Source organism: Mesorhizobium monacense (genome assembly GCF_056781675.1).
This window is the reverse complement of the sequence record NZ_CM165567.1, coordinates 2,241,719-2,265,497: the sequence shown is the minus strand read 5'-3', so window position 1 is coordinate 2,265,497 and position 23,779 is coordinate 2,241,719. Positions and strand designations below refer to the sequence as shown.

20 protein-coding genes are annotated in these 23,779 nt (G+C 62.8%); 7 read left to right on the top strand and 13 right to left on the bottom strand.

Annotation, left to right across the window (positions count from 1 at the left end; translation table 11 throughout):
- Positions 1-8: 8 nt before the first annotated feature.
- Both AC1RUK_RS10840 and AC1RUK_RS10835 read right to left on the bottom strand, forming a co-directional pair.
- Positions 9-752, bottom strand: a complete 744-nt coding sequence (locus AC1RUK_RS10840) for an alanyl-tRNA editing protein (protein ID WP_481835642.1) — start codon at positions 750-752, stop codon at positions 9-11.
- A complete protein-coding gene (locus tag AC1RUK_RS10835; RefSeq protein WP_481835643.1) occupies positions 752-1,786 on the bottom strand; it encodes a cysteine synthase A in 1,035 nt (344 codons plus the stop codon). Before AC1RUK_RS10835 ends, AC1RUK_RS10840 begins: the two co-directional genes overlap by 1 nt.
- A gap of 223 nt (positions 1,787-2,009) precedes the next feature.
- Here AC1RUK_RS10835 and AC1RUK_RS10830 point away from each other — a divergent pair, with 223 nt between their 5' ends.
- Positions 2,010-2,831, top strand: coding sequence for an SDR family oxidoreductase (locus tag AC1RUK_RS10830; RefSeq protein ID WP_481835644.1), 822 nt, complete (start codon positions 2,010-2,012; stop codon positions 2,829-2,831).
- Between the two features lie 160 nt (positions 2,832-2,991).
- The gene (locus AC1RUK_RS10825; protein WP_481835645.1) at positions 2,992-3,966 is read left to right on the top strand and encodes an alpha/beta hydrolase; all 975 of its coding nucleotides are present in this window, start codon (positions 2,992-2,994) and stop codon (positions 3,964-3,966) included.
- A gap of 92 nt (positions 3,967-4,058) precedes the next feature.
- On the opposite strand, the gene AC1RUK_RS10820 is transcribed toward AC1RUK_RS10825, so the two are convergent.
- Entirely contained in the window at positions 4,059-5,492 is a 1,434-nt protein-coding gene (locus AC1RUK_RS10820; protein WP_481835646.1) for a DEAD/DEAH box helicase, read from the bottom strand.
- Between the two features lie 390 nt (positions 5,493-5,882).
- Between AC1RUK_RS10820 and AC1RUK_RS10815 the strand changes: the two genes are divergently transcribed.
- Entirely contained in the window at positions 5,883-7,415 is a 1,533-nt protein-coding gene (locus tag AC1RUK_RS10815; protein WP_481835647.1) for an acyl-CoA carboxylase subunit beta, read from the top strand.
- 54 nt (positions 7,416-7,469) lie between these two features.
- Complete coding sequence (waaF, locus tag AC1RUK_RS10810; RefSeq protein WP_481835648.1) at positions 7,470-8,489, top strand: lipopolysaccharide heptosyltransferase II; 1,020 nt, start codon at positions 7,470-7,472, stop codon at positions 8,487-8,489.
- Positions 8,490-8,497: 8 nt separating this feature from the next.
- On the opposite strand, the gene AC1RUK_RS10805 is transcribed toward waaF, so the two are convergent.
- Positions 8,498-10,501: a hypothetical protein gene (locus AC1RUK_RS10805; RefSeq protein ID WP_481835649.1), complete on the bottom strand. Its 2,004-nt coding sequence runs from the start codon at positions 10,499-10,501 to the stop codon at positions 8,498-8,500.
- Complete coding sequence (locus tag AC1RUK_RS10800; RefSeq protein WP_481835650.1) at positions 10,498-12,030, bottom strand: NAD(P)H-hydrate dehydratase; 1,533 nt, start codon at positions 12,028-12,030, stop codon at positions 10,498-10,500. Before AC1RUK_RS10800 ends, AC1RUK_RS10805 begins: the two co-directional genes overlap by 4 nt.
- Before the next feature lie 356 nt (positions 12,031-12,386).
- Between AC1RUK_RS10800 and AC1RUK_RS10795 the strand changes: the two genes are divergently transcribed.
- Positions 12,387-12,725, top strand: a complete 339-nt coding sequence (locus AC1RUK_RS10795; RefSeq protein ID WP_006205430.1) for a P-II family nitrogen regulator — start codon at positions 12,387-12,389, stop codon at positions 12,723-12,725.
- A 51-nt stretch (positions 12,726-12,776) separates the two neighbouring features.
- Complete coding sequence (gene glnA, locus AC1RUK_RS10790; RefSeq protein WP_006205431.1) at positions 12,777-14,186, top strand: type I glutamate--ammonia ligase; 1,410 nt, start codon at positions 12,777-12,779, stop codon at positions 14,184-14,186.
- Positions 14,187-14,402: 216 nt separating this feature from the next.
- Here glnA and AC1RUK_RS10785 read toward each other — a convergent pair whose 3' ends face one another.
- Positions 14,403-15,443 carry a glutamine synthetase beta-grasp domain-containing protein gene (locus AC1RUK_RS10785; protein ID WP_006205432.1) on the bottom strand — a complete coding sequence of 347 codons (1,041 nt, stop codon included), beginning with the start codon at positions 15,441-15,443 and terminating at the stop codon, positions 14,403-14,405.
- Between the two features lie 299 nt (positions 15,444-15,742).
- On the opposite strand from AC1RUK_RS10785, the gene AC1RUK_RS10780 reads away from it, so the two are divergent.
- Positions 15,743-15,940 (top strand): DUF2735 domain-containing protein, encoded by a 198-nt coding sequence (locus AC1RUK_RS10780; RefSeq protein ID WP_436175115.1) that lies wholly within the window; start codon positions 15,743-15,745, stop codon positions 15,938-15,940.
- Between the two features lie 169 nt (positions 15,941-16,109).
- Here the strand turns inward: AC1RUK_RS10780 and AC1RUK_RS10775 are convergent, their stop codons facing one another.
- The 7 genes from AC1RUK_RS10775 to AC1RUK_RS10745 all read right to left on the bottom strand — a co-directional run bounded on the left by AC1RUK_RS10775 (position 16,110) and on the right by AC1RUK_RS10745 (position 23,764).
- Entirely contained in the window at positions 16,110-17,993 is a 1,884-nt protein-coding gene (locus AC1RUK_RS10775; RefSeq protein WP_481835651.1) for an MFS transporter, read from the bottom strand.
- A gap of 185 nt (positions 17,994-18,178) precedes the next feature.
- On the bottom strand, positions 18,179-18,967 hold the full coding sequence (locus tag AC1RUK_RS10770; RefSeq protein WP_481835652.1) for an ATP12 family chaperone protein: 789 nt from the start codon (positions 18,965-18,967) through the stop codon (positions 18,179-18,181).
- Positions 18,968-18,978: 11 nt separating this feature from the next.
- Positions 18,979-19,896, bottom strand: a complete 918-nt coding sequence (locus tag AC1RUK_RS10765) for a DMT family transporter (protein WP_481835653.1) — start codon at positions 19,894-19,896, stop codon at positions 18,979-18,981.
- Positions 19,897-19,898: 2 nt separating this feature from the next.
- Complete coding sequence (locus tag AC1RUK_RS10760; RefSeq protein ID WP_481835654.1) at positions 19,899-20,879, bottom strand: RluA family pseudouridine synthase; 981 nt, start codon at positions 20,877-20,879, stop codon at positions 19,899-19,901.
- Positions 20,880-21,005: 126 nt separating this feature from the next.
- Positions 21,006-21,380, bottom strand: a complete 375-nt coding sequence (gene crcB, locus AC1RUK_RS10755; protein ID WP_481835655.1) for a fluoride efflux transporter CrcB — start codon at positions 21,378-21,380, stop codon at positions 21,006-21,008.
- A 28-nt stretch (positions 21,381-21,408) separates the two neighbouring features.
- The gene (locus AC1RUK_RS10750) at positions 21,409-22,239 is read right to left on the bottom strand and encodes an aspartyl/asparaginyl beta-hydroxylase domain-containing protein (RefSeq protein WP_481835656.1); all 831 of its coding nucleotides are present in this window, start codon (positions 22,237-22,239) and stop codon (positions 21,409-21,411) included.
- A 214-nt stretch (positions 22,240-22,453) separates the two neighbouring features.
- Positions 22,454-23,764, bottom strand: coding sequence for a replication-associated recombination protein A (locus AC1RUK_RS10745; protein WP_481835657.1), 1,311 nt, complete (start codon positions 23,762-23,764; stop codon positions 22,454-22,456).
- Positions 23,765-23,779 lie beyond the last annotated feature (15 nt).

The window sequence follows — 23,779 nt, the reverse complement described above, 5'->3', positions numbered from 1 at the left end:
ACTGACATTCAGATCGCCGGCATCGGCCCGAAGCGTATACGGAAGCGCCGGTTCTCGCGGCCTTTCTTTTCGATCTTGCCGATATGGATCTCACCGACTTCGCCGGTGCTCTTCACATGCGTGCCGCCGCAAGGCTGGCTGTCGATCGAGGCATTCTCGCCGATGCAGACCAGACGGATCATGCCGGTGCCGACAGGCGGCCGCACATTCTTGGATTTCACCAGGCCGGGATTGGCCGCCAGTTCCTCGTCGGTGATCAGCCGGGTGAAGATCGGATGGTCGGCGCGCACCAGTTCCATCAGCCCCGCCGTCACGTCCTCCTTGGTGAAGCCGGCATCCGGAATGTCGAAGTCGACACGGCTGTCGTCCTCGGAAACTGAAGCGCCGGTGATCGGGTACGGACAGACAACGGTAAGCAAGTGGCAGGCGGCATGCATGCGCATCAGAAGGTGTCGTCGCTCCCAGTCGATGGCGAGCTTCAGCCGCTCGCCGACACCAGGAACCGCTTGCTCGGGCGTCGGAACATGGATGATCTCGTCCTTGGTCTCGCCGGTGATGGTGGCGGCAATGGCGATGCGGCTGCCATCGGCGCGCTCTAGCACACCGGTGTCGCCCGGCTGGCCGCCCGACGTCGCATAGAAGATCGAGCGGTCGAGGATGATGCCGCCGCGCTCGTTGACGGCGACGACCGTGGCATCAGTCGTCCTCAGATAGGCGTCGTCGCGAAACAGCGCTTCGGTCTTGTGTGCCATCACGCGACCTTTTCGAACGGCACCGAGATTTTGCTCTGCTCGTCCATCCAGCCCGGCGCCGGCAGCCCCTTTTCGCGCAGGAACTCGGGGTTGAACAGCTTCGACTGGTAGCGCGTGCCGTAGTCGCAAAGGAGGGTCACGATGGTGTGGCCGGGACCCAGTTCGCGCGCCAGCCTGATCGCCCCGGCAATGTTGATGCCGGTCGAGCCGCCGACGCACAGCCCTTCTTCCTGGATCAGGTCGAAGACGATCGGCAGCGCTTCCTCATCCGGAATCTGGAACGAGAAATCCGGCGTGAAGCCTTCGAGGTTGGCAGTGATGCGCCCCTGGCCGATGCCTTCGGTGATCGAGCTACCCTCGGACTTCAATTCGCCGCTGGTGTAGAAACTGTAGAGTGCCGCGCCCAGCGGATCGGCGAGCGCGATCTTGACGTCGTTGCTTTTGGCCTTCAGCCCAAGGCCAACGCCGGCCAGCGTCCCGCCGGAACCGACGGCCGACACAAACCCATCGACCTTGCCGTCGGTCTGGGCCCAGATTTCCTGCGCGGTGGTGCGGATATGGCCGTCGCGGTTGGCGACATTGTCGAACTGGTTGGCCCAGATCGCGCCGTTCGGCTCCGAACGCGCCATCTGCTCGGCCAGGCGCCCCGAGAGCTTCACGTAATTGTTGGGGTTCTTGTAAGGCACCGCCGGCACCTCGATCAGCTCGCCACCGAGCATTTTGATCGTGTCCTTCTTCTCCTGGCTCTGCGTGTCCGGGATGACGATCACGGTGCGATAACCGAGCGCCTTGGCGACCAGCGTCAGGCCGATACCGGTGTTGCCAGCCGTTCCCTCGACGATGACGCCGCCCGGCTTCAAAAGCCCGCGCTGTTCGGCGTCGCGGATGATGAACAGGCCGGCCCGGTCCTTGACCGACTGACCCGGATTCATGAATTCGGCCTTGCCCAGGATCTCGCAACCGGTTGCTTCTGACGCCTTGTTGAGGCGGATCAGGGGCGTGTTGCCAATCGCTTCGATCACAGAACGATGCATGGAGATTCCTTTTGTAGGTGCGGCGAGACCCTAGAAACCCGAAGCTTCGGTTTCAAGGCAAGAATTTACCTGGACTAGCGGCATTTCGGGCACCGCAATTGCCAGGATGCGTCTCAAAACGGATGTGTTGTCAAAATGTTCATTTCCACATCGCGCGAAAAGCGCTCTTTTCATTCGATTTATCCACCGCTAGAGCACTATCGACACATTCACAGGGCGCAGCATGACTCTCTATCGGGCCAACCCGAAGCACGGTGTCGCCTGGATCACCGGCGGCAGCAGCGGCATCGGCCGCGCATTGGCCAAGGATCTTGCGGCGCAAGGCTATGCCGTCGCGGTGACCGCACTCGACGGCGATCCGGTCGACACGCTGCTCGTCGAGACAGCGCAGATGCCCGGCCGCGTCACCTCCTTTCCTTGTGACGTCACCGACGAGCAGCGCATGGCAGCGACGGTCGCGGCGATCGAGAAGGAGCTCGGTCCGATCGTGCTGGCCGTCTTCAACGCGGGGAACTACATCGCCACCCCCGGCGAAGACCTGATCGTGCGGGATTTCCGCCGGTCCTTCGAGGTCAACTATTTCGGCATCCTCAACGGCCTGGTGCCCGTCGTCGAGCACATGCGCGTGCGTTCGCGCGGCCATGTCGTGCTTGTCGGCTCGGTAACGGCCTATTCCGGCTGGCCGACCACCGCGGCCTATGGCGGCACCAAGGCGGCTATCAACATCCTCGCCGAGTCGCTGAAGTACGATTTCGACAAGATGAACATTCGCGTCCAGGTGATTAACCCGGGCTTTGTCGACACGCCACTGACGGAAAAGAACATGCTGCCGATGCCGGGGTTGATGCCCGTCCATCGCGCTTCGCGCCGTATGGCGCGCGGCATCAGATCCGGCGGCTTCGAAGTCACCTTTCCCTACCACATAAGCTGGCCCCTGAAGCTGCTCGGTCTGCTGCCGCGGCCGGTCGGCCGCTGGGTGATCGGCCTGACGACCGCCTGGATGGCCCGGCCGCTCAATTTCGACCGCAAGCCGCCCGGCGAATAGACCGCGCAGGCGGATTGGCGAAGGCGCCATCCAAGTGGCGGCGCGCCGTCCACCAGTGGCGGCCGCGTCGTCCACTAGTGGCGGCTGGCCGTCCACAGGCGCCCCGTTGCCTGTTTGCTTTCGCGCCCGTAGGTTGAGAATTATTGCGTGGAGTTTGTTAATGGGGCGACGGATCGTGCTTGCGGTGTTGGGCCTCGCCGTCGTTCTTGTCATGGCCTTCGTGCTTGGCCCGCGCGTTCCCGTCGACACCACGATCCGCTTCGATCCCAAGGGGATCGGCGACGATCCGCAGGCCTATCTGGCGCGCGAAGAAGCCGCCGTTCCCAATATCCGCGACGGGCTGGAGAAGGAAATCATCTGGGCCGACCCGATGGTTCACGCCAGGACAAAGCTGGCGATCGTCTACATCCATGGATTCTCGGCGTCGAAGGGAGAGGTTCGTCCGCTGCCCGATGACGTGGCAGACCAGCTCGATGCCAACCTCTTCTACACCCGCCTCACCGGCCATGGTCAGGACAGCGCCGCAATGGCTGAGGGTAGCGTCAATGCCTGGATCAACGACTATGAAGAAGCGCTCGCCATCGGCCGGGCGATCGGCGACAAGGTGATCGTCATCGCCACCTCGACCGGCGGCTCGCTGGCGGCCTGGGCGGCGACGCAGCCGGATGCCTCGGACGGCGTCGTGGCGATCGCATTCATCTCGCCCAATTTCGGCGTCAAGGCTTCCGGCGCCGACATCCTGACCATGCCGTGGGGCAAGCAGATCGCCGAACTCGTCGGCGGCAAGGAGCGCAGCTTCCCGACGCGCAATGCGCTGCACGAGAAGTTCTGGACCTACAAATATCCGATGGCGGCAACGCTGCCGATGGAGGCGCTGGTGGAGCTTGCCCATGGCGCGCCGGTGGAGAAGGCGACCATCCCCGCTTTGTTCATCTTTTCCGATTCGGACAAAGTGGTGCGGCCCGACCGCACGCGCGAGGTTGCCGGACGCTGGGGTGCCGCGCATGAACTGGTGCCGGTCGACGACACCGGCGACCAGGACAACCACGTCATTGCCGGCGACGCGTTGTCGCCGTCGACCACGGCCTTCCTAGCGCAGCGCATCGTCGTCTGGGTCAAGGCGCTCACGGAATAGACCCGAAACGAAAAGGGCGACCGAAGCAGCGCTTCGGTCGCCCTTGTTTCAGTCAGCGGCGATCGGGCACAAGGCTCGACCGCGCAGCAGGTTCAGGCAGCCCGTGTAGCCGGCCGCTTGCCGCCGAAACGGCGCTTGTTGTTGCCCTTGAACGGCTTGCGGCCCTCCGGGCGCTCGCCTTGCGGCTTGGCCGCGAACGGGCGATCGCCAGCCGGCTTGTCGCCGAACCGCTTCTTGCCGAAACCGTTGTTGCCGCCCGGCCGCCTGCCGTCGCGACGGCCATTGTGGTCGGCGCGGTCATTGGCCGGCTCGAAGCGCTCGTTCTTCTCGGCGGGATTGCGCTGCGGATCGGGGCTGCCGAGATGGTCGGCAACGATCGGCAGCTTGCTGCGGATGATGCGCTCGACCTGGCGCAGCTTGCTGTTCTCGGACGGATCGCAAAGCGTAATGGCAATGCCGTCCATGCCGTTGCGGCCGGTGCGGCCGATGCGGTGGACATAGCTTTCCGCTTCATCAGGCAGGTCGAAGTTCACCACATGGCTGATGCCGGGCACGTCGATGCCGCGCGCCGCGATGTCGGTCGCCACCAGAATGCGCACCGAGCCCTCGCGGAAATCGTTGAGCGCCTTCTGGCGGGCGTTCTGCGACTTGTTGCCGTGGATGACGGCGGCCTTGAAACCGTCGCGCTCGAGATCCTTGGTCACCCTGTCGGCGCCGTGCTTGGTGCGCGAAAAGATGATGACGGACTTCATCGCCTCGTCGGCGAGCATCTTGGACAGCACCTGACGCTTCTGCTTGGTGCGGGCAAAGACGACGCCTTGTACGATCTCGGCCGCCGCGGTGCTCTGCGGCGAGACCTCGATGCGAACCGGGTTCTTCAACAGGCCCTTGGCCAGTTCGGCGATTTCATCCGGCATGGTGGCCGAGAACAGTGCCGTCTGACGGTCGGGCGCGGTCGCCTTGGCGATGCGCTTGACGTCGTTGATGAAACCCATGTCGAGCATGCGGTCGCCCTCGTCGAGCACCAGCCATTTGGTGTCGGAGAGAATGAGGTCACCCTCGCGCACCAGGTCGGTCAGACGGCCGGGCGTCGCGATCAGGATGTCCACGCCCGGAGCAACCTTCTTCACCTGGCTGAAGCGCGAGACGCCGCCCAGCACCAGCGCGGTCGAGACATGCGCGCCCTTGGCGAGGATCTTGATGGTATCCTCGATCTGCACTGCAAGTTCGCGCGTCGGCGCCAGAATCAGCGCACGGGTCGTCTTGGCGCGCCGTTTGGTGCCGAGCGCGATGATCTTCGACAGGATCGGCAGCGCGAAGGCCGCCGTCTTGCCCGAGCCGGTCTGGGCGATGCCGAAAATGTCACGGCCTTCCAGCTGCGGCGGGATTGCCTGGACCTGGATCGGCTTCGGTTCGGTGAAGCCCGCGGCATGGGTCGCCTTGAGCAGCGCGCCCGAAATTCCAAGTGCTGCGAAACCCGAGAGTTCCCCAGTGTCCTTACCGGACAAAGTGTTTTCGTTGGTCAAAATAGTCTTCTTTCACGCGGCCCGTGGCCGCAAACATCGATGGCGGCAGGGCGCAACCTGCCGTCGAAAAAATTGTCATGGAACGACAAGGCGGCGGACGTTCTTCGTCCGCTCGGCTGCGCTGTCGTGCCCGCAGGCATCATGCCACGGGGCTTTTTCGCCGCCTTGCCGATCAACCGGAAAGAGGGAAAACAGACGCAACCAGTCTCATTCGTCGAGAAGGCCGGACAGTGCCGGCCCAAGCGCCTATGCCGCTGCATATGGCTGAGTTCGCATCGAAATGCAAGGGGCCCATGTTGCAGCGCAGCAAATCGAGGGCGAAAGCGGCGCTTGCGCTCGCTTGCAGGCATCATTACCACAAATGCCACTTTCCATATTGGGGACCGGGCGATGAAGGACGTGCTGAAGGAACTCGAGCGCCGCCGCGAGATCGCCCGCATGGGCGGCGGCCAGGCGCGCATCGACGCCCAGCACAAGAAGGGCAAGCTCACGGCGCGCGAACGCATCGACGTCTTCCTCGACGAAGGCTCGTTCGAGGAGTTCGACATGTATGTCGAACACCGCTCGACCGATTTCGGCATGGAGAAGACCAAGATCGCCGGCGATGGCGTCGTTACCGGCTGGGGCACCGTCAACGGCCGTCCGGTCTATCTCTTCGCCAAGGACTTTACCGTCTTCGGCGGCTCTCTGTCGGAAGCCCACGCCGAGAAGGTGGTCAAGGTGCAGGAAATGGCGCTGCGCAACCGGGCGCCGATCATCGGCCTCTACGATGCCGGCGGCGCCCGCATCCAGGAAGGCGTGGCGGCCCTCGGCGGCTATGCCGAGATTTTTCAGCGCAACGTGCTCGCCTCCGGCGTCATTCCGCAGATTTCACTGATCATGGGCCCGTGCGCCGGCGGCGATGTCTATTCACCCGCCATGACCGATTTCATCTTCATGGTGCGCGACACCTCCTACATGTTCGTCACCGGGCCGGACGTGGTGAAGACCGTCACCAACGAGACGGTGACCGCCGAAAGCCTCGGTGGCGCCAGCGTCCACACGACCAAATCGTCGATCGCCGACGGCGCCTATGACAATGACGTCGAGGCGCTGCTGCAGATGCGCCGGCTGGTCGACCTGCTGCCCGCCTCCAATACGGCCGAGCTTCCCGAGATCGAATGCTACCAGTCGGTGACCGACAACGACCTGTCGCTCGACCGGCTGATCCCGGACAACGCCAACAAGCCCTACGACATCAAGGAACTGATCCTCAAAGTTGCCGATGAGGGCGACTTCTTCGAGATCCAGCAGAGCTTTGCCAAAAACATTGTCACCGGTTTCGGCCGTGTCGAGGGTCGCACCGTCGGCTTCGTCGCCAACCAACCGATGGTGCTGGCCGGCGTGCTTGATTCCGACGCCAGCCGCAAGGCGGCGCGCTTCGTGCGCTTCTGCGACTGTTTTTCGATCCCAATCGTCACCTTCGTCGACGTTCCCGGCTTCCTGCCCGGCACCGCGCAGGAATATGGCGGACTGATCAAGCACGGCGCCAAGCTGTTGTTCGCCTACGCCGAGGCGACCGTGCCGAAGATCACCGTCATCACCCGAAAAGCCTATGGCGGCGCCTATGACGTCATGGCCTCGAAACATTTGCGCGGCGACATGAACTATGCCTGGCCGACGGCGCAGATCGCGGTGATGGGCGCCAGGGGCGCGGTCGAGATCATCTACCGCAAGGACATCGGTGATGCGGAAAAGATCGCAGCGCATACAAAGGCTTACGAGGACCGCTTCCTGTCACCCTTCGTCGCTGCCGAGCGCGGCTATGTCGACGAGGTGATCATGCCGCACTCGACCCGCCGCCGCATCGCGCGGGCGCTGCGCATGTTGCGCAACAAGGACATGCAAAACCCCTGGAAGAAGCACGACAATATTCCGCTCTGAGTGAGCCACGCCATCGCGGCAGACCTTCTCCCAATCGAATAGGTAGTCAAACTTTTGGATCCAATCCTCGTCTTCTGTTTGCCGGCGATCGGCGATTTCGTTCGTTGCCATTCGGCCATTCTGGTCATCGCCGAACGGTTTCCCGGCCATCCCATCGATGTCATCACCTCGCCGCTTGCAGCGCCCCTCGCGCGGCTGATGCCTCACGTCAGGAAAGCCTGGGTGCTGGAGAAGCGGCACTTGCAGGCTGGTTTCGGCAAGCGCATGCAACTGGCCCGCCAACTTCGCGAGCAGAATTATCGCGCGTGCTATCTTCTCACCAGCAGCACCAAGGCGGCCCTGGTGCCTTGGATGGCGGGCATCCCCGAGCGCATCGGCTATCCGCGCGAATTGCAGTTCGGCATCGTCAACCGGCTGCCGGCCGGCTGGCTGAAGAGTTTGGTGGCTTTCGGCCCTCGCAAGACAAGGCTGTTCGAGCAGGTCTGCGCGATCGCCATGCTGGGTGAGAAGCCGGTTGACGGAACGCGGCTGCCGCCGCCGCGAATGGTGATCTCGCCCGAGGAACTGTCGGCTTGGCGCGTCCGGCATCGGATCGACGCAGCAAGGCCGGCGCTGGTGCTCTACACGTCGGACTTTGCCAACTTCCGCTCATGGCCGGCGGAGCGTTTCGTCTCGGTCGCCAGGGATCATGCCAGGCGCGGCTGGTCGGTATGGATTGTCGGCGGTCCGCGCGAACGCGAGGCCGCCGCCCAGATCCGGGCAGCACTGCCGGAGGCGGTGGATTTCACGTCAACCCCTGACATCACCGACGCCATGTGCCAGATCGCTGCCTCGACCGTCTTCCTCGGCGTCGATGGCGGCATAGCGCATGCGGCCGCGGCTTTGGGTGGGCCGTGCGTGCTCGTTTTCGGGTCGAACCGCTCCTACGAAACCGGTCCTGTGAACGACCAGGTTCTGTATGTCGAGCCGCCGATTTCGACGCCAAGCTGGATCGAGCATACGCGCGATGTCAGCGAAGAGAGAGTGCTTGCGGCCCTGGCGGACGCGGTAGCGCGCCACCCGCAAGGCGCCTGAACCGGCGGCTATTCCTCTGCCGCCGCGCCGAACCCCGCGCCCATTGTCGCACGCGCTGCACTCGCCCATGGCGTTGCATGGTTGTCGATGCGCATCTGGAAGGTGAAGTAGGTCGGCGAGCAGAAGCCGATGCCTTTCACCTTGCCGACACCAGGCGTGTCGGGTGGCAGCGACTGGCACATATAGTCCTCGCGGCAGAAATGATCGTCCGAACAGGCCGGCCGGTTGCCGCGATTGACCGCGCCGCCGAGGCACTGGTCGAAATTGTTGGTCGCCACGCAGGTATCGAACTTTTTCCCGCCAACCAGCCCGCAGATCTCGCTGGGCATCGGCTTGCCCGCCTTGAAGGCGGCGAAGGTGCGATCCTTGTCGTCGCAGCCGCGATAGGCGATGCCGGCCGGCACGCCGATCTTCGGTGGACGGCAGGTATAGGCGGTGCGTGAAATATCGGTCGCGAAAGCGGCGAACTGCCCGGTGATTTTGTAACGATCGTTGAAAGGCTGCGTCTCATTGCTGGCGATCGAGCCGGTCAGGCATGGATGGCCGGAAAACATGTCCTTGCTATCCTTGGGCAGCAGGCATTGCGCCAGCTTGGTGCGCACGCCTGAAGCGGTGGCCAGCGGCGTACAGACGGTGCCGCCGCCGCATTGCCAGGTGGCGCCGAAGCGGACGGCGTCCTCCGGCACCAGGCACGGCATAGCCAGCTCGGCCGGCGCGTAGTCGACCTCGCCCGCATCCGTCCAGGCGGCCGGCGGCGCGAAGGACAGCGGCCGAAAACCGTTCGGCTCCTTGCCCTCGGCCGTGGCGCGCAGCCAGGCCTCGCGCCGCGGTATCTCCGCATGCAGATGCGGCGAGATACCGACCTCGATGCGGTTGAGCGGCGACGTCGTCTTGTCGTCGAGGCCGATGAAATGGAAGCCGGCGGTGGAGCCCGCCTGATGGCAGCCTTGGCAGGCGCCATTGTCCAGCCGCTCGACCAGCGCCTCCGGCGTGCGCACCAGCTTCAGCCCGGAATAATCCAGCCCGGCGAAATCCGTTGGCTGGAATAAAGGCGTAAACGGGTGGTTGGCCTGCCTGGCGCTGCCGAAGGTCGACCACGAAATGACCTTTTTGGCCAAGAATTCATCGGGGATTTCGTAGACGCCGAGATCGACCGCCCCCACGTTGTCGCTGATATAGTCGGCAAGCCTTTTCTTGAGCGCGGCGTCTTGCGTCAGCCGCGCCGTATCCGGCGTGTTTTCCAGCGGCTTCTCGGCGATGGCGGCACCGTCAAAGTCGAAGATCCGCATCAGATACGCGGCCTGTCCGCCGAACTCGGTCTCCTGGCCAGACGGAAAGCGGACGATCTGTGCGTTGAGCTCGAGCTGCTTGAAGTTGAGGCCGGCCTTTTCCAGCGGCCCTCCAACAAGCCAGCCGGCATCGACGCTCTCGTCGAGCTGCGGCGTCCAGCGCCCGGCAACGCCGACGCAGCCACCATCGGCATCCGGCGCGGCGTTGTAGACGGCGTTGAAATTGAACGGCAGGCGCGAGGCCAGCACCTTGCCGTTCTTCTTGAAGCTGTAGGCAAGCCGGTAGATGAGCCGCACCTCGCCGCAGCTGCCCTCGCCCTGCACCTTGGCGAAATCGCGCCTGTCGAGCCGGTTGACGACACCGACCAGACGGAAGCGCGCGGCATCGGTCTTCAGCCAGCGCATGTCCATGATGCGCCCGACATTGCCGTCGGTCACCTCATAGAGCAGCCGGCCGCCCGCCTTCATTTCCGCCCGCAAGGCGGCGACGTCGCCTGCCACCGTGTCGACGATCGCGTGATAGGCCGGCGCCTCGTCATAGAGAGCCTTAAGGTCGTCCTCGCCATCGACACCGAAAACACCGGCAAAGCCAAAACCCCTGGCGTCGAGGGCGGTGAGAACCGCCGGATCGTCGACCATGGTCACCGGACCCTCGGCGCGCGCCACCTGCGCCATCAAGAACGTGACAAGAAATCCGGCAATCAGCGTGAAGCGGTGGGTCATCCAGCGATTCCCTTGCGGCTGCGGATCAACTCGAGCAGCACCGGCACCATGGCAAGCGGCAGATCCTCGGCGATCAGCCCCGGCCCGAAGCGGCTGCCCGCCTCGGCATGGATCCACACCGCCGCGCAAGCAGCCTCGAAAGGCGGCATACCTTGCGCCAGCAGTCCAGCGATGATGCCCGCCAGCACATCGCCAGAGCCAGCGGTGGCGAGCCAGGGCGCGCCATTGCTGTTGATCGCCGCCAAGCCATTCGGCGCCGCGATCACCGTGTCGGCGCCCTTGTAGACGACGACACCATTAGAGCGCTGAGCAGCCGCGCGCGCATTGGCCAGCTTGGAGAGAGCGTTGTCGCCTGCAATGTCCGGGAAGAGCCGTCCGAATTCGCCCTCATGCGGCGTCATCACCAGCGCCGGGGCGTCCGGCCGGCGCGCCGCCTCGAACAGCGTATTCGGCTCTTCGCGAAACGAGCTGATGCCGTCGGCATCGAGCACCAGCCCGTCGATCCGGCCGGCGGCACCTTGCCGTCCGGCACCCAGTATCGCCAGTGCAAAATCCCGGGTCTTGTCACCAACCCCGAACCCAGGACCGAGGACGAAGGCCGATGGCCGCCGTTCAGCGATGAAATCGTGCACATCCTCGACCGTATCGGCCTTGCGCAGCATGATCGAGGTGAGGTGCGCGGCGTTCACCTGCATGGCGTTCGCCGGCGACAGCACCGTCACCGCCCCTGCCCCGGTCCTGGCGGCGGCAAGCGCCGACAGCCGCGCAGCACCCGTCGACGATGGCCCGCCGGAAAAGACCCCGGCATGGCCGCGCCTGTATTTGTGTGCATCGACCGCCGGCATGGGAAGCGCGTCCCGCCAAAGAGCCGGTACGTTCTCGAAGGTCTGCGTCTTGAGTTGCGCAATCACTTCGGCCCCGATACCGATATCGGCAAGCACGATCTCACGGCACAAGTCGCGCCCCGGCAGCAGCAGGTGGCCGGGTTTCTTGCGCGCGAAGGTAACGGTGACGTCGGCGCGGAACGCCTGCCCCAGTATGTTGCCGCTTTCGCCGGAAACGCCGGAAGGCAGGTCGACGGCGACGAGCGGCAGGTTCAGCGCCGTGGCGATCTCGACCGCCTGGGCTGCATCACCCGACAGCGCCTTGGACAGCCCTGCCCCATAGAGCGCGTCGACCACGACCGCGTTCTTCTCGGCGCTGAATGCCGACAGCGGCCGGGATGCGACCGGACATTCGGCGGCGGCAATGGCCGCATCGCTGCCCGCCCTGGGCGGGCCGGACGCCCACACCGACACGTCAACGCCGCTATCCCGCAGGATGCGAGCCACGACATAGCCGTCGCCGCCATTGTTGCCGGGACCGCACAGCACATGCACGCGTGCCGCGGCCGGATAGCGCGCCAGCACAACCGCGGCCACCGCCTCGCCGGCACGCTGCATCAGGCCGAAGCCATCCAGCGGGCCGGCGGCGATCGCCAGCCGGTCGGCTTCGCCCATTTCGGCCGGAGACAGAAGTTCGTTGCTCATGGATTGCCGTCCGCATTTCAATCGAGCATTGTCCAGTTTTAAGTCTGACGCAAACGCCGAGAGGCGGATTGCGAGAGCGAAAGCATCGTTGGAGGAACGAAGCGCCGCGCAAACTGCCCGCAAAATGTACGACTTGCCTAATTATTAGGCGGACAATCGCAACCGCTGTGACTAGGCTTTAAGTGTCCATGCCGCTTCCAATGCAGCGAATGACGCGAATATGCATCGGGTGGCGGCATGGTGTTGAAATCGCGTGATACCGCTTTGTTTTAGCCGAAATTGGCACAGTTCGTGCTTGAAGGAGGCGCAAGCGGGGCTCACAACCCGTCTTTTTGGCAGTGGAGGCCATTTTTTACATGAAAAAGATCGAAGCGATCATCAAGCCGTTCAAGCTAGACGAAGTGAAGGAAGCGCTTCAGGAGGCCGGGCTGCAAGGCATCACCGTCACCGAGGCCAAGGGCTTCGGCCGACAGAAGGGCCATACCGAACTTTACCGGGGCGCGGAATATGTCGTCGATTTCCTGCCCAAGGTGAAGATCGAGGTCGTGCTCGGCGACGATGCGGTCGAAGGCGCCATCGAGGCCATCCGCAAGGCGGCGCAGACTGGCCGTATCGGCGACGGCAAGATCTTCGTCTCCAACATCGAGGAAGTCGTCCGTATCCGCACCGGTGAAACGGGTATGGACGCCGTCTGAGCTTTCTGATTTCAGTTTCCTCGAACCGCCAGCACACAGGGAAGAAATGACATGACGACAGCCAAAGACATCATGAAGCAGATCAAGGACAACGACGTAAAATTCGTCGACCTGCGCTTCACCGATCCGAAGGGCAAGCTGCAGCACGTGACGATGGATGTCGTCGAGGTCGAGGAAGACATGTTCGCCGATGGCGTCATGTTCGACGGCTCCTCGATCGCCGGCTGGAAGGCGATCAACGAGTCCGACATGGTGCTGATGCCCGACCCCGACACGGTGCACATGGACCCGTTCTTCGCCCAGTCGACCATGGTCATCCTGTGCGACATCCTCGATCCGGTCTCCGGCGAATCCTACAACCGCGATCCGCGCGGTACCGCCAAGAAGGCCGAGGCCTACATGAAGTCGGAAGGCATCGGCGACACCATCTATGTCGGCCCGGAAGCCGAGTTCTTCGTCTTCGACGACGTCAAGTACAAGGCCGACCCTTATAACACCGGCTTCCGGCTGGATTCGACCGAACTGCCGTCCAATGACGACACCGACTACGAGACCGGCAACCTCGGCCATCGTCCGCGCATCAAGGGCGGCTATTTCCCTGTGCCGCCCATCGATTCCGCGCAGGACATGCGCTCGGAAATGCTGACCGTGCTTGCCGAAATGGGCGTGCGCGTCGAAAAGCATCACCATGAGGTCGCCGCCGCCCAGCACGAGCTTGGCATCAAGTTCGACACGCTGGTCCGCAACGCCGACAAGATGCTGATCTACAAGTACGTCGTGCACCAGGTCGCCAACGCCTACGGCAAGACGGCCACCTTCATGCCGAAGCCGATCTTCGGCGACAATGGCTCGGGCATGCACGTCCACCAGTCGATCTGGAAGGGCGGCAAGCCGACCTTCGCCGGTAACGAGTATGCCGGCCTGTCGGAGAGCTGCCTGTTCTACATCGGCGGCATCATCAAGCACGCCAAGGCCATTAATGCCTTCACCAACCCGCTGACCAATTCCTACAAGCGTCTGGTGCCGGGCTATGAAGCGCCGGTGCTGCTCGCCTACTCGGCGCGCAACCGTTCGGCGTCCTGCCGCATTCCGTTTGGCTCGTCGCCGAAGGCCAAGCGCGTCGAGGTCCGCTTCCCCGATCCGGGCGCGAACCCCTACCTCGCCTTCGCTGCCATGCTGATGGCCGGCCTCGACGGCATCAAGAACAAGATCCATCCGGGACAGCCCATGGACAAGGATCTCTACGACCTGCCGCCAAAGGAACTGAAGAAGATCCCGACCGTCTGCGGCTCACTGCGCGAAGCCCTGCAGAGCCTCGACAAGGACCGCGGCTTCCTGAAAGCCGGCGGCGTCTTCGACGACGACCAGATCGACAGCTACATCGAGCTCAAGATGGCCGAGGTGATGCGCTTCGAAATGACCCCGCATCCGGTCGAATACGACATGTACTATTCGGTCTAAGCTTCTGATCGGATTGAGATTTGAAGCCCTCGGAGGTCACCTCCGATGGCTTTTTCATGTGGACCGATGAGCAGCAACCTGGCGGAGCCGATCCACCGCATTGTTTCCGGCCGTAAATCATCCCACAACAAAAAAGCCCCGGCGTCTCCGCCAGGGCTTTCCAAGAGCCGGTTCAACAGCACAGTACGGACCATCGGCCGGTGCCGTGGCAAGGGGTCATGCAGCAGCCGATACCTCGCCGCTGGCTGGAACCGACGCGATCGTCTTCAGGATCTGCGAGGCGATCTGGTAGGGGTCGCCCTGCGAGTTCGGACGGCGGTCTTCCAGATAGCCCTTGTAGCCGTTGTTGATGAACGAATGCGGCACGCGGATCGAAGCGCCGCGGTCGGCGATGCCGTAGCTGAACTTGTTCCACGGCGCGGTCTCGTGCTTGCCGGTCAGACGCTTGTCGTTGTCCGGGCCGTAGACGGCGATGTGATCCATCAGGTTCTTGTCGAAGGCGGCCATCAGCGCTTCGAAATAAGCCTTGCCACCGACTTCGCGCATATAGGCGGTCGAGAAGTTGGCGTGCATGCCCGAGCCGTTCCAGTCGGTGTCGCCGAGCGGCTTGCAGTGATATTCGATGTCGATGCCGTACTTCTCGGTCAGGCGCTGCATCAGGTAGCGCGCCATCCACATCTGGTCGGCGGCCTTCTTTGAGCCCTTGCCGAAGATCTGGAATTCCCACTGGCCCTTGGCCACTTCGGCGTTGATGCCTTCATGGTTGATGCCGGCGGCGAGACACTGGTCGAGATGCTCCTCGACGATCTGGCGCGCGACCGAACCGACATTCGAGTAGCCGACGCCGGTGTAATACGGGCCCTGCGGCGCCGGATAGCCGCTCTCCGGGAAGCCGAGCGGACGGCCGTCCTTGTAGAAGAAATATTCCTGCTCGAAGCCGAACCAGGCGCCCTCGTCATCGAGGATGGTGGCGCGTTTGTTGGAGCTATGCGGCGTCACGCCATCGGGCATCATGACTTCGCACATCACCAGCACGCCATTGGTGCGGGCCGGATCCGGGAACACCGCGACCGGCTTCAGCACGCAGTCGGAGCTGTGGCCTTCGGCCTGCTGTGTCGAGGAACCGTCGAAGCCCCACAGCGGCAGCTGCTCGAGCGTCGGGAATTCGGCATAGTCCTTGATCTGGGTCTTGCCGCGAAGATTGGGGACCGGGGTGTATCCATCGAGCCAGATATACTCGAGCTTGTATTTGGTCATTCTAGAGCCTCTCGTTGCTTGACCACCGCACACGGTGTCGATGCATGGCCGGATCGAGCCGGCCTGCCGGACCGTTCAAATGCAAATCGTGTGCCATTCGCGCTCCAGCGAGTGCGGCAAAATGGTCGGTAATGTGCTGAGCCGCCTCAGCAATGCGTCCAGATCGATCAAAAGCATATCATGCACAAATATTATGCAAATACTGATCTTTTTGTCGGCATGTTGCCTAAATGACTCGCAGGACCTATCTTGCTGGAAAGCTGAATCGACAAGCCTCAGCACAAGAAAGGAACCCGACAATGGAAATCGTTTCTACCCGTCCGTCGGCCAAAATCCTGATGTTCCCGGTGGCAGCCCGCGCAGTTGCCTCAAATTTAAGCGGAAAGGCTAAGTTCGCGGCAGAGCTTGCCTCTTTGCGCAATGATCTCACGGATTTCGGCAGCGGCTGGTATCACGAGGCAGCCATCGAGGAAGCGCAACAGGATCGGAAGAGCTGATGCATGTCGCCCAAAAGTGCGCAGCGGTTTTGGGATAACAACATGCATAAAAACAACTGAATCCGTTTCAACGCGACGCGCTTTAGACCCATACGCATCGCTTCTGATGAATTAAAAAGCCCGGCGCGATCGCTCGCGCCGGGCTTTTTCTTTGTACCGGAGCCGTCGGCTACTTGGCGTGCAGGTCGGTTCCCAGCGTATCCTTGACGAAGATCATGCCGATGATCAGCGTCATCGCTGCGATTACGATCGGGTACCAGAGGCCATAATAGATGTCGCCTTTGGCCGCGCTCAAGGCGAAGACCGTCGCCGGGAGCAGGCCGCCGAACCAGCCGTTGCCGATGTGATAGGGCAGCGACATGCCGGTATAGCGGATACGGGTCGGGAACATCTCGACCAGAATCGCGGCGATCGGTCCGTAAACCATGGTCACGTAGAGGATCAAGATAAACAGGATGCCGGTGACCTTTGTCCAGTTGACCTGCGCGGGATCGGCAAACATCGCAAACGCGCCGGACGCTGGGATGCTGTAGACGGTCACGTCGGTGGCGCCAGCGGCTTCATCGGCCGTCAGCACCTTATCCGTGACCGCCTGGGCGACCGGAACCGTCGCTTTCTCGCCGGCACGAATGGCGACGGCATCGAGCTTCAGTTCGGGATTGGCCGCGACGAAGGCGTCAAGCTTCTGGTCGGCGACCTTGGAAGCGGCACGCTTCAGCGGATAGCCGCCATCCTTGAGTGCCATGTTGACCGCCTTGGTGAAGGCGCCATCCTTGGCCTTGGCCTGATCGCCGGCAGCGACCGCATCATAGGACTCGACCGTCTCGCTGCCGACCTTGACCGTCGCCGCAGTTCCAGGTGCGGCGGTGGTGACTATATCATAAGGCACCGAACTCTTGGCCAGGAACGAGGTGGCGATATCGCAGGACGTGGTGAACTTCGCCGTGCCGACCGGGTTGAACTGGAACTTGCAGTCGCCGGGAGCCACGGTGACCGTCGCACGCGTGTTCTCCTGCGCGGCGGCCAGCGTCGGATTGGCCGCCCAGGTCAATGCCTTGAACAGCGGGAAGTAGGTGAAGATCGCCAGAGCCAGCCCCGCCATGATGATCGGCTTGCGGCCGATCTTGTCGGAGAGCCAGCCGAACACAACAAAGAAGATGGAGCCCAACGCCAAGGCGATGGCGATCAGGATGTTGACCGTCTGCAGATCGACCTTGAGAACGTTCTGCAGGAAGAACAGCGCGTAGAACTGGCCGGAGTACCAGACCACGGCCTGGCCGGCGGTGAGGCCGAGAAGGGCCAGGATGGCGATCTTGGCATTCTTCCACTGACCGAAGGCTTCCGTCAGCGGAGCCTTGGAGCCCTTGCCCTCGTCCTTCATCCGCTGAAAGGTTGGCGATTCACTGAGCGTCAGGCGAATCCAGACCGATATGCCGAGCAAGATGACCGAAACGAGGAATGGAATGCGCCAGCCCCAGGCGGCGAAGTCCTCTTTGCTCAACATCGTCTGGATGCCGAGGATGACGATCAACGACAGGAACAGGCCAAGCGTCGCCGTCGTCTGGATCCATGAGGTGTAGAAACCGCGGCGGTCGTCGGGCGCGTGCTCGGCGACATAGGTCGCGGCACCGCCATATTCACCACCGAGCGCTAGGCCCTGCAACATACGCAGCGCGACCAGGATGATGGGGGCTGCAATGCCCCAGCTCGCCGAACCGGGAAGCAGGCCGACCAGGAAGGTCGACAGGCCCATGATCATGATGGTGACAAGAAAGGTGTATTTGCGGCCGACGAGATCGCCGATACGGCCGAACACCAGCGCGCCGAACGGGCGCACCAGGAAGCCCGCGGCGAAAGCCAGCAGGGCAAAGATGTTGCGCGTCGCTTCGGGATACTGGCTGAAGAAGGTAGCACCGATAAAGGCGGCCAGCGAGCCGTAGAGATAGAAATCGTACCATTCGAAAACGGTGCCGAGCGAGGAAGCGAAGATGACCTTCTTTTCCTCTCGCGTCATGCCGCGGCTGGTTTCGCCGGCGGTCGATGCCATTGCCATGAAAATGTCCTCCCTTGAGATCTCGTCTGTCCTCGATGCTGCGCGCCCTCGTCCGCGTTCCCTTTGAACGCAGACTCAAAGCCAGCCAACGGCGCAAAAATGACAGAAAGCAGCGGCCGGAGGCAGACCGACCTTGGAATCATGACTTTCGTATTAGGTGCGATGCGAAAGGATCGGGAAAATGGCTATTTCAGCGCCTCGAGAAGACTGACCGCCGCCATCATGTCACGCTTGCGGGCCGACCGGCGCGCGACGGCTTCGGCATCCTGCCCCCAGTGCTCGACCTGCCAGTCTTCATCGACATGGCCGGCGGCCCAGGCCGCCTCGCCGTCGAGCTCGCCGAAATCGACCGCCAGCGCCAGCAGCGCCGAACCGGTCAGCGACGTCATGACATGGATGGCCGCCAGCCGCAGCGGTTCCTTGCGCTGGGCAAGGTAGACGCCCAGCACCGCGATGGTCTCGCGCGGCTGCTCGACATGGATGATGCCTTCGGCAAGATTGAAGCGAGCGCCAAGCGCGGACCGCGCCCAGTCGATGACCGGGTCCCAGTGTTCGTTCTGGCGATCGACCAGCCCTTGCGGTGCGTCGGCGCGGTAGCAAAGCAGGTCGGACGAGGCAAAGCGCAGAATATCCTCCAGCACCGCCTGCGGGTCGCTGGCGACGCCGTCGATGGCCGTGTTGACGAGACGCATCACCGGCATCGAAACCGGGTCGATGGTCTCGCTCTGCGCATCGAACTCGCCGGCGACCAGCGCCGCCCCCTTCTCGGTCGGCAGCACCAGCAGCGCCTTGCCGGGCGTGCGTACCGGCCTGCCGTCGAGGTGAACGGCAAATCCCTCATCGGTCGATGCCACCGAGACGTTCTTGTAGAAGCGCTTCGGCAGCGGCGTCTTCATCTGGATCTGCGCACGGCGCACCGGGTCCGGATCGGACAGCTGCTTTCCCGCTTCGAGGTCGTTGAGGATATCGCGCATGCCAGAACTTTCTATCCGGGGATTTGCTTGCGCACCGGCCGGTTGACGATGATCAATCCGGCCGCAATCAGGCCGAGTGCCAGAAAGATACGCACGGTCAGCGGTTCGCTCAAGATCACCGCGCCGCACAGCACACCGAACACCGGCGACAGGAAGGTGAAGCTCGACAGGCCGGATGCCGGGTAGCGCCTGAGCAGCCAGAACCACAGCACATAGGTGAAGGCGACGACGTAAACAGCCTGGAACAGCAGCGCCAATGTCGGCAAGGCGGCAAGGTCGCGGATGGATGGTCCGGCGAAAGGCAAGACCAGGACACCGACGACGACGGCGCCGGCCAATTGATAGAGCAGCAACTTCTCGGCGCTGGTCTCGGCCAGCTTCGAGCGCTTGATGACGATGCTGGTCAAAGCCCAGAGGATGCCGGCGGCGAGGCTGAGCAGGTCACCTGTCAGTGTCGAGCCGCCGGTGGCACTCATCTTGTCGGAGAATACGGCGGCCAGTCCGCCAAATGCCAGCACAAGGCCGACAAGCTTGCGCCCCGTGATGCGCTCGTCGAGCAGGAAGTGGCCGCCGACCAGCACCCAGAACGGCATGGTGTTGACCAGAAGTGTGTTGCGGGCAACGGTGGTGTGTTCGAGCCCGACATAGAGGCACAGGAACTCGACGCCAAACAGTGCGCCCACCACGGTGCCCGCGACAAGGGTTTTGTCTGGCGTAAACAGCGCAATACCGCGCCAGCGGCACCAGGCAAATACGCAGAGGCCGCCGATGATCGAGCGCGCGATCGACAGGAAGACCGGGTCGTAGCCTGCATAGGAGATCTTGGCGGCGACATAGTTGAGCCCCCAGGAAAACGTCAGCCCAACCATGATGGCCGCTGCCGCCAGGTCGACCGCTTCGCGACGATCCAATGCAGGCGCGACGGCCAATCTCAGTCCTCTGCGCTGGCGTCGTCGAAGCCGATCAGGTTCCAGCTCTGGCGCATATGCGGCGGCATCGGCGCGGTCACATCGATGACGCCCTTGTCCGGATGCGGGATGATGATGCGCCGCGCATGCAGATGCAGGCGGTTTTGAATGCCGCCCGGAAAGTCCCAGTTGGTGTCGGCCTCGAAATATTTGGGGTCGCCGATGATCGGACAGCCGATATGGGCGGCATGAACGCGAAGCTGGTGGGTACGGCCCGTATAGGGTTCCATTTCCAGCCAAGTCATCGTCTGTGCCGCCTGCTCGATGACGCGATAATAGGACACGGCGTGATCGGCGCCCTTTTCACCATGCGCGGCCACGCGCACCCGGTCGCCGTCCGCTGTCGGCTCCTTGATCAGCCAGGTCGAGATCTTGTCCTCGCGCTTTGGCGGAACGCCCTTGACCAGGGCCCAGTAGGTCTTCTTGGTCTCGCGCGCCCGGAACGCCTCGGACAGCTTCATGGCGGCCAGCCGCGTGCGGGCGACGACCAGCACGCCTGACGTGTCGCGGTCGAGCCGGTGCACCAGGCGCGGCTTCTCGCCTTTCTGATTGCGCCAGGCTTCCAGCATGTCGTCGACATTGCGGGTGACACCCGAGCCGCCCTGGACGGCCAACCCCGCCGGCTTGTTGAAGACGAAGACCTTCGGGTCCTCGTGGATCAGCATCTTGGCGAGCACATCGGCATCGCCCTGGTTGCGGATAGAATGGCCGGTGAGCGGGCTCTCGCCCTTCTTGTCGACTTCGAGTGGCGGCACGCGGACCATCTGGCCCGGCTCGACGCGGGTGTCGGCCTTCACCCGGCCGCCATCGACGCGGATCTGGCCGGAGCGCAGCAGCTTCTGCAGATGGCCGAAACCGAGACCCGGGAAATGGGTCTTGAACCAGCGGTCGAGCCGCATGCCCGCCTCGCCGGCCTCCACTGTGATCTGTTCTACGCCTGCCATTTTTCTCGCTTTACCGTCTGGGAAGCGGGGGCAATAGCACTAATGCATGTCGCCCAAAAGTGCCCTGGCGGTTTTGGGAGGACGACATGCATCAAAACAAACACTTAAAGCGCACCATGGTGCGCTTTAAGGCAGGCTTCTTGCGAGCCAAAGACCCAGAAACAGGGCAAAGATCGCGCCAATGACGCTGACAAGCGCGTATCCGAACGCCGGCAGCGCCTCGCCCCGCCCCCACAGCGTCGCGAAATCGAGCGAAAAAGCCGAAAAGGTGGTGAATCCGCCCAGGATGCCGGTGGCAATAAACAGCCGAAGTTCGTTCGATCCGCCGCGCCGCGCCATGATCGCAATGAACACGCCCATGCCAAACGAGCCGACCACGTTGATCGCCATCGTGCCCCAGGGAAAATTCGGGCCGGCAAAGCGCAATGCGGCGAAATTCACCAAATGACGCATTCCGGAGCCAATGGCCCCGCCCACGGCAACGAGGAGAAGGTCAATCATCGCCGGTCTACCGTCCTTGATCGCTATTTCAGTTCGCACCGACCTTTTTCGGCTTGCTGGAGCCGATCATCTTCCAGTTCTTGTAGAACATGGAATTGATCCGCTCGACGCTGACCGAGACGATGGCAAGCAGCGCCGAAATCAGGCGCGGAAACGGCGACGGACGGATGATGTCCATGAACACGCAGTACCGGCGCCCGTCATATTCGTTGACCGAGCGGTGCAGCAGCGTGTCGTCGAAAATGTACAGCGGATTGTCGTGCCAATAGTTCTTGGCGTTGTTGCACTCGACGAAAACCTCGGCCTTCACCGGGAGAAGGTTGTAGAGGATGCGCAGGCTGAGCCGCAGCGGCCCGAAATGCCAGGAGGTCGATTCCTTCCCCCTGAAAACCGATACGGCGATCGTCTTGATGTATTTGAAATCCTTGTTGAATTCGGCGACGTTATCGATCTTGTGCTTGCCGTACCATTGGTACACATACATGCCCCGGCGGCCGGTGCCGAAATTGGCATCGATATCGGCGATGATCTCATCCTTGCGCGCCTTGAAGACATCCAGGACCTCGTTGACCTCGCGCTGATAGTCTGGCGGGAACTGCTCCAACTTCCAGACGCCCGGGTTCCTGTAGCAAAGCAGATCGACCAGCAGGTTGAAGGGCGACAGCAGCCAGGTGAAGATTCCGTTGCCGAGGAAATAGCCGCGAAACAGCGACAGGTTCTTGTTGGCGTTGCGCAGCACGTCGATCAGGCCGCAGACGATCCAGATCGTGGTCAGGATCGGAATGAAGTAGAAACCGATTGCAAGCAGCGGCACCGCTATGACCAGCTGGCGGAGGGATTTGCGAAAGGATTTTGTCATTTTTTGCTCGCGCCAGGCGCGATTCCTGTTCCGAGTGACTATCGCCAAGCATCTTGACAGCGACCGCCCCCGAGGTCGTGCGCCTTGATAGGGTCTTTTGTTTCCCCGCACAATGCCATCGCATTTCGTCCGCTTGGCCGGCCGCCATTGCCAACAATAATATTTGGAGTATGCCGCTCCACTTCAGGTCGGTGTACGGCCGCGCGCGCCAAGCCTACCTTTCCCGCTCGTTGCGCAGCTTCGCCCAATACTCCAGCCGCTTGCGGATATCGCGCTCGAAGCCGCGCTCGGGCGGGTCGTAGAAGGTTCGCCTGCCCATTTTCTCCGGAAAGTAGTCCTGGCCGGAAAAGGCGTCAGGCTCGTCATGATCGTAGCGATAGCCGGCGCCGTAATCCTCTTCCTTCATCAGTTTGGTTGGCGCGTTGAGGATGTGCTTGGGCGGCAGCAGCGAGCCGTGCTCCTTCGCCGCCTGCGTCGCCGCCTTGAACGCCGTATAGACGGCATTCGATTTCGGCGCCGTGGCGAGATAGACCGTGGCTTCGGCGAAGGCGAGTTCGCCCTCGGGCGAGCCCAGATAGTCATAGGCGTCCTTGGCGGCATTGGCGACGACCAGCGCCTGCGGGTCGGCCAGTCCGATATCCTCCATCGCCATGCGCACCAGCCGGCGCCCGAGATAGAGCGGATCCTCGCCGGCGTCGAACATGCGGGCGAGATAGTAGAGCGCTGCATCCGGGTCGGAACCGCGCACCGACTTGTGCAGCGCCGAGATCAAATTGTAGTGGCCGTCCTGGCCCTTGTCATAGATAGGCGCCCGGCGCTGGACGATGCGTTGCAGGCCCTCTGGCGTGAACACCTCGCCGGCTTTGGCCGCCCGCCAGACTTCCTCTGCCAGCGTCAGCGACGCACGGCCGTCGCCGTCGCTCATGCGGATGAGCATCGCCCTCGCCTCATCATCGAGCGGCAGCGCCCTGCCCTCGGTCTCCTCGGCCCGCGCCAGAAGTTTCGCGATGCTCTCCTCGCCCAGCGAGTGGAAGACCAGCACGCGTGCGCGAGAAAGCAAGGCCGCATTCAACTCGAAGGACGGGTTCTCGGTGGTGGCGCCGACCAGCACCACCGTACCGTCCTCCATGACCGGGAGGAAAGAATCCTGCTGGGCGCGGTTGAAGCGATGGATCTCGTCGACGAACAGCAATGTCTGGCGGCCGTTGGCGCGGCGCAGCTTCGCCGCCTCGAACACCTTCTTCAGGTCGGCGACACCGGAAAACACCGCCGATATCTGCTCGAAGGCGAGACTGGTCTCGCCGGCGAGCAATCGCGCGACCGTGGTCTTGCCGGTACCTGGCGGACCCCAAAAAATCATCGAGCCGAGCGAGCCGGAACCGATCAGCCTGGTCAGCGCGCCATCTGGCCCGGTCAGGTGCTCCTGGCCGACGACCTCGCCCAGGTTTCTCGGGCGCAGCCGGTCGGCCAGCGGCCTGCCGGGCGGCGCCCTTTCTGGTTCATCGACGCTGAACAGATCGGCCATGCTGGTCTTTTGGTT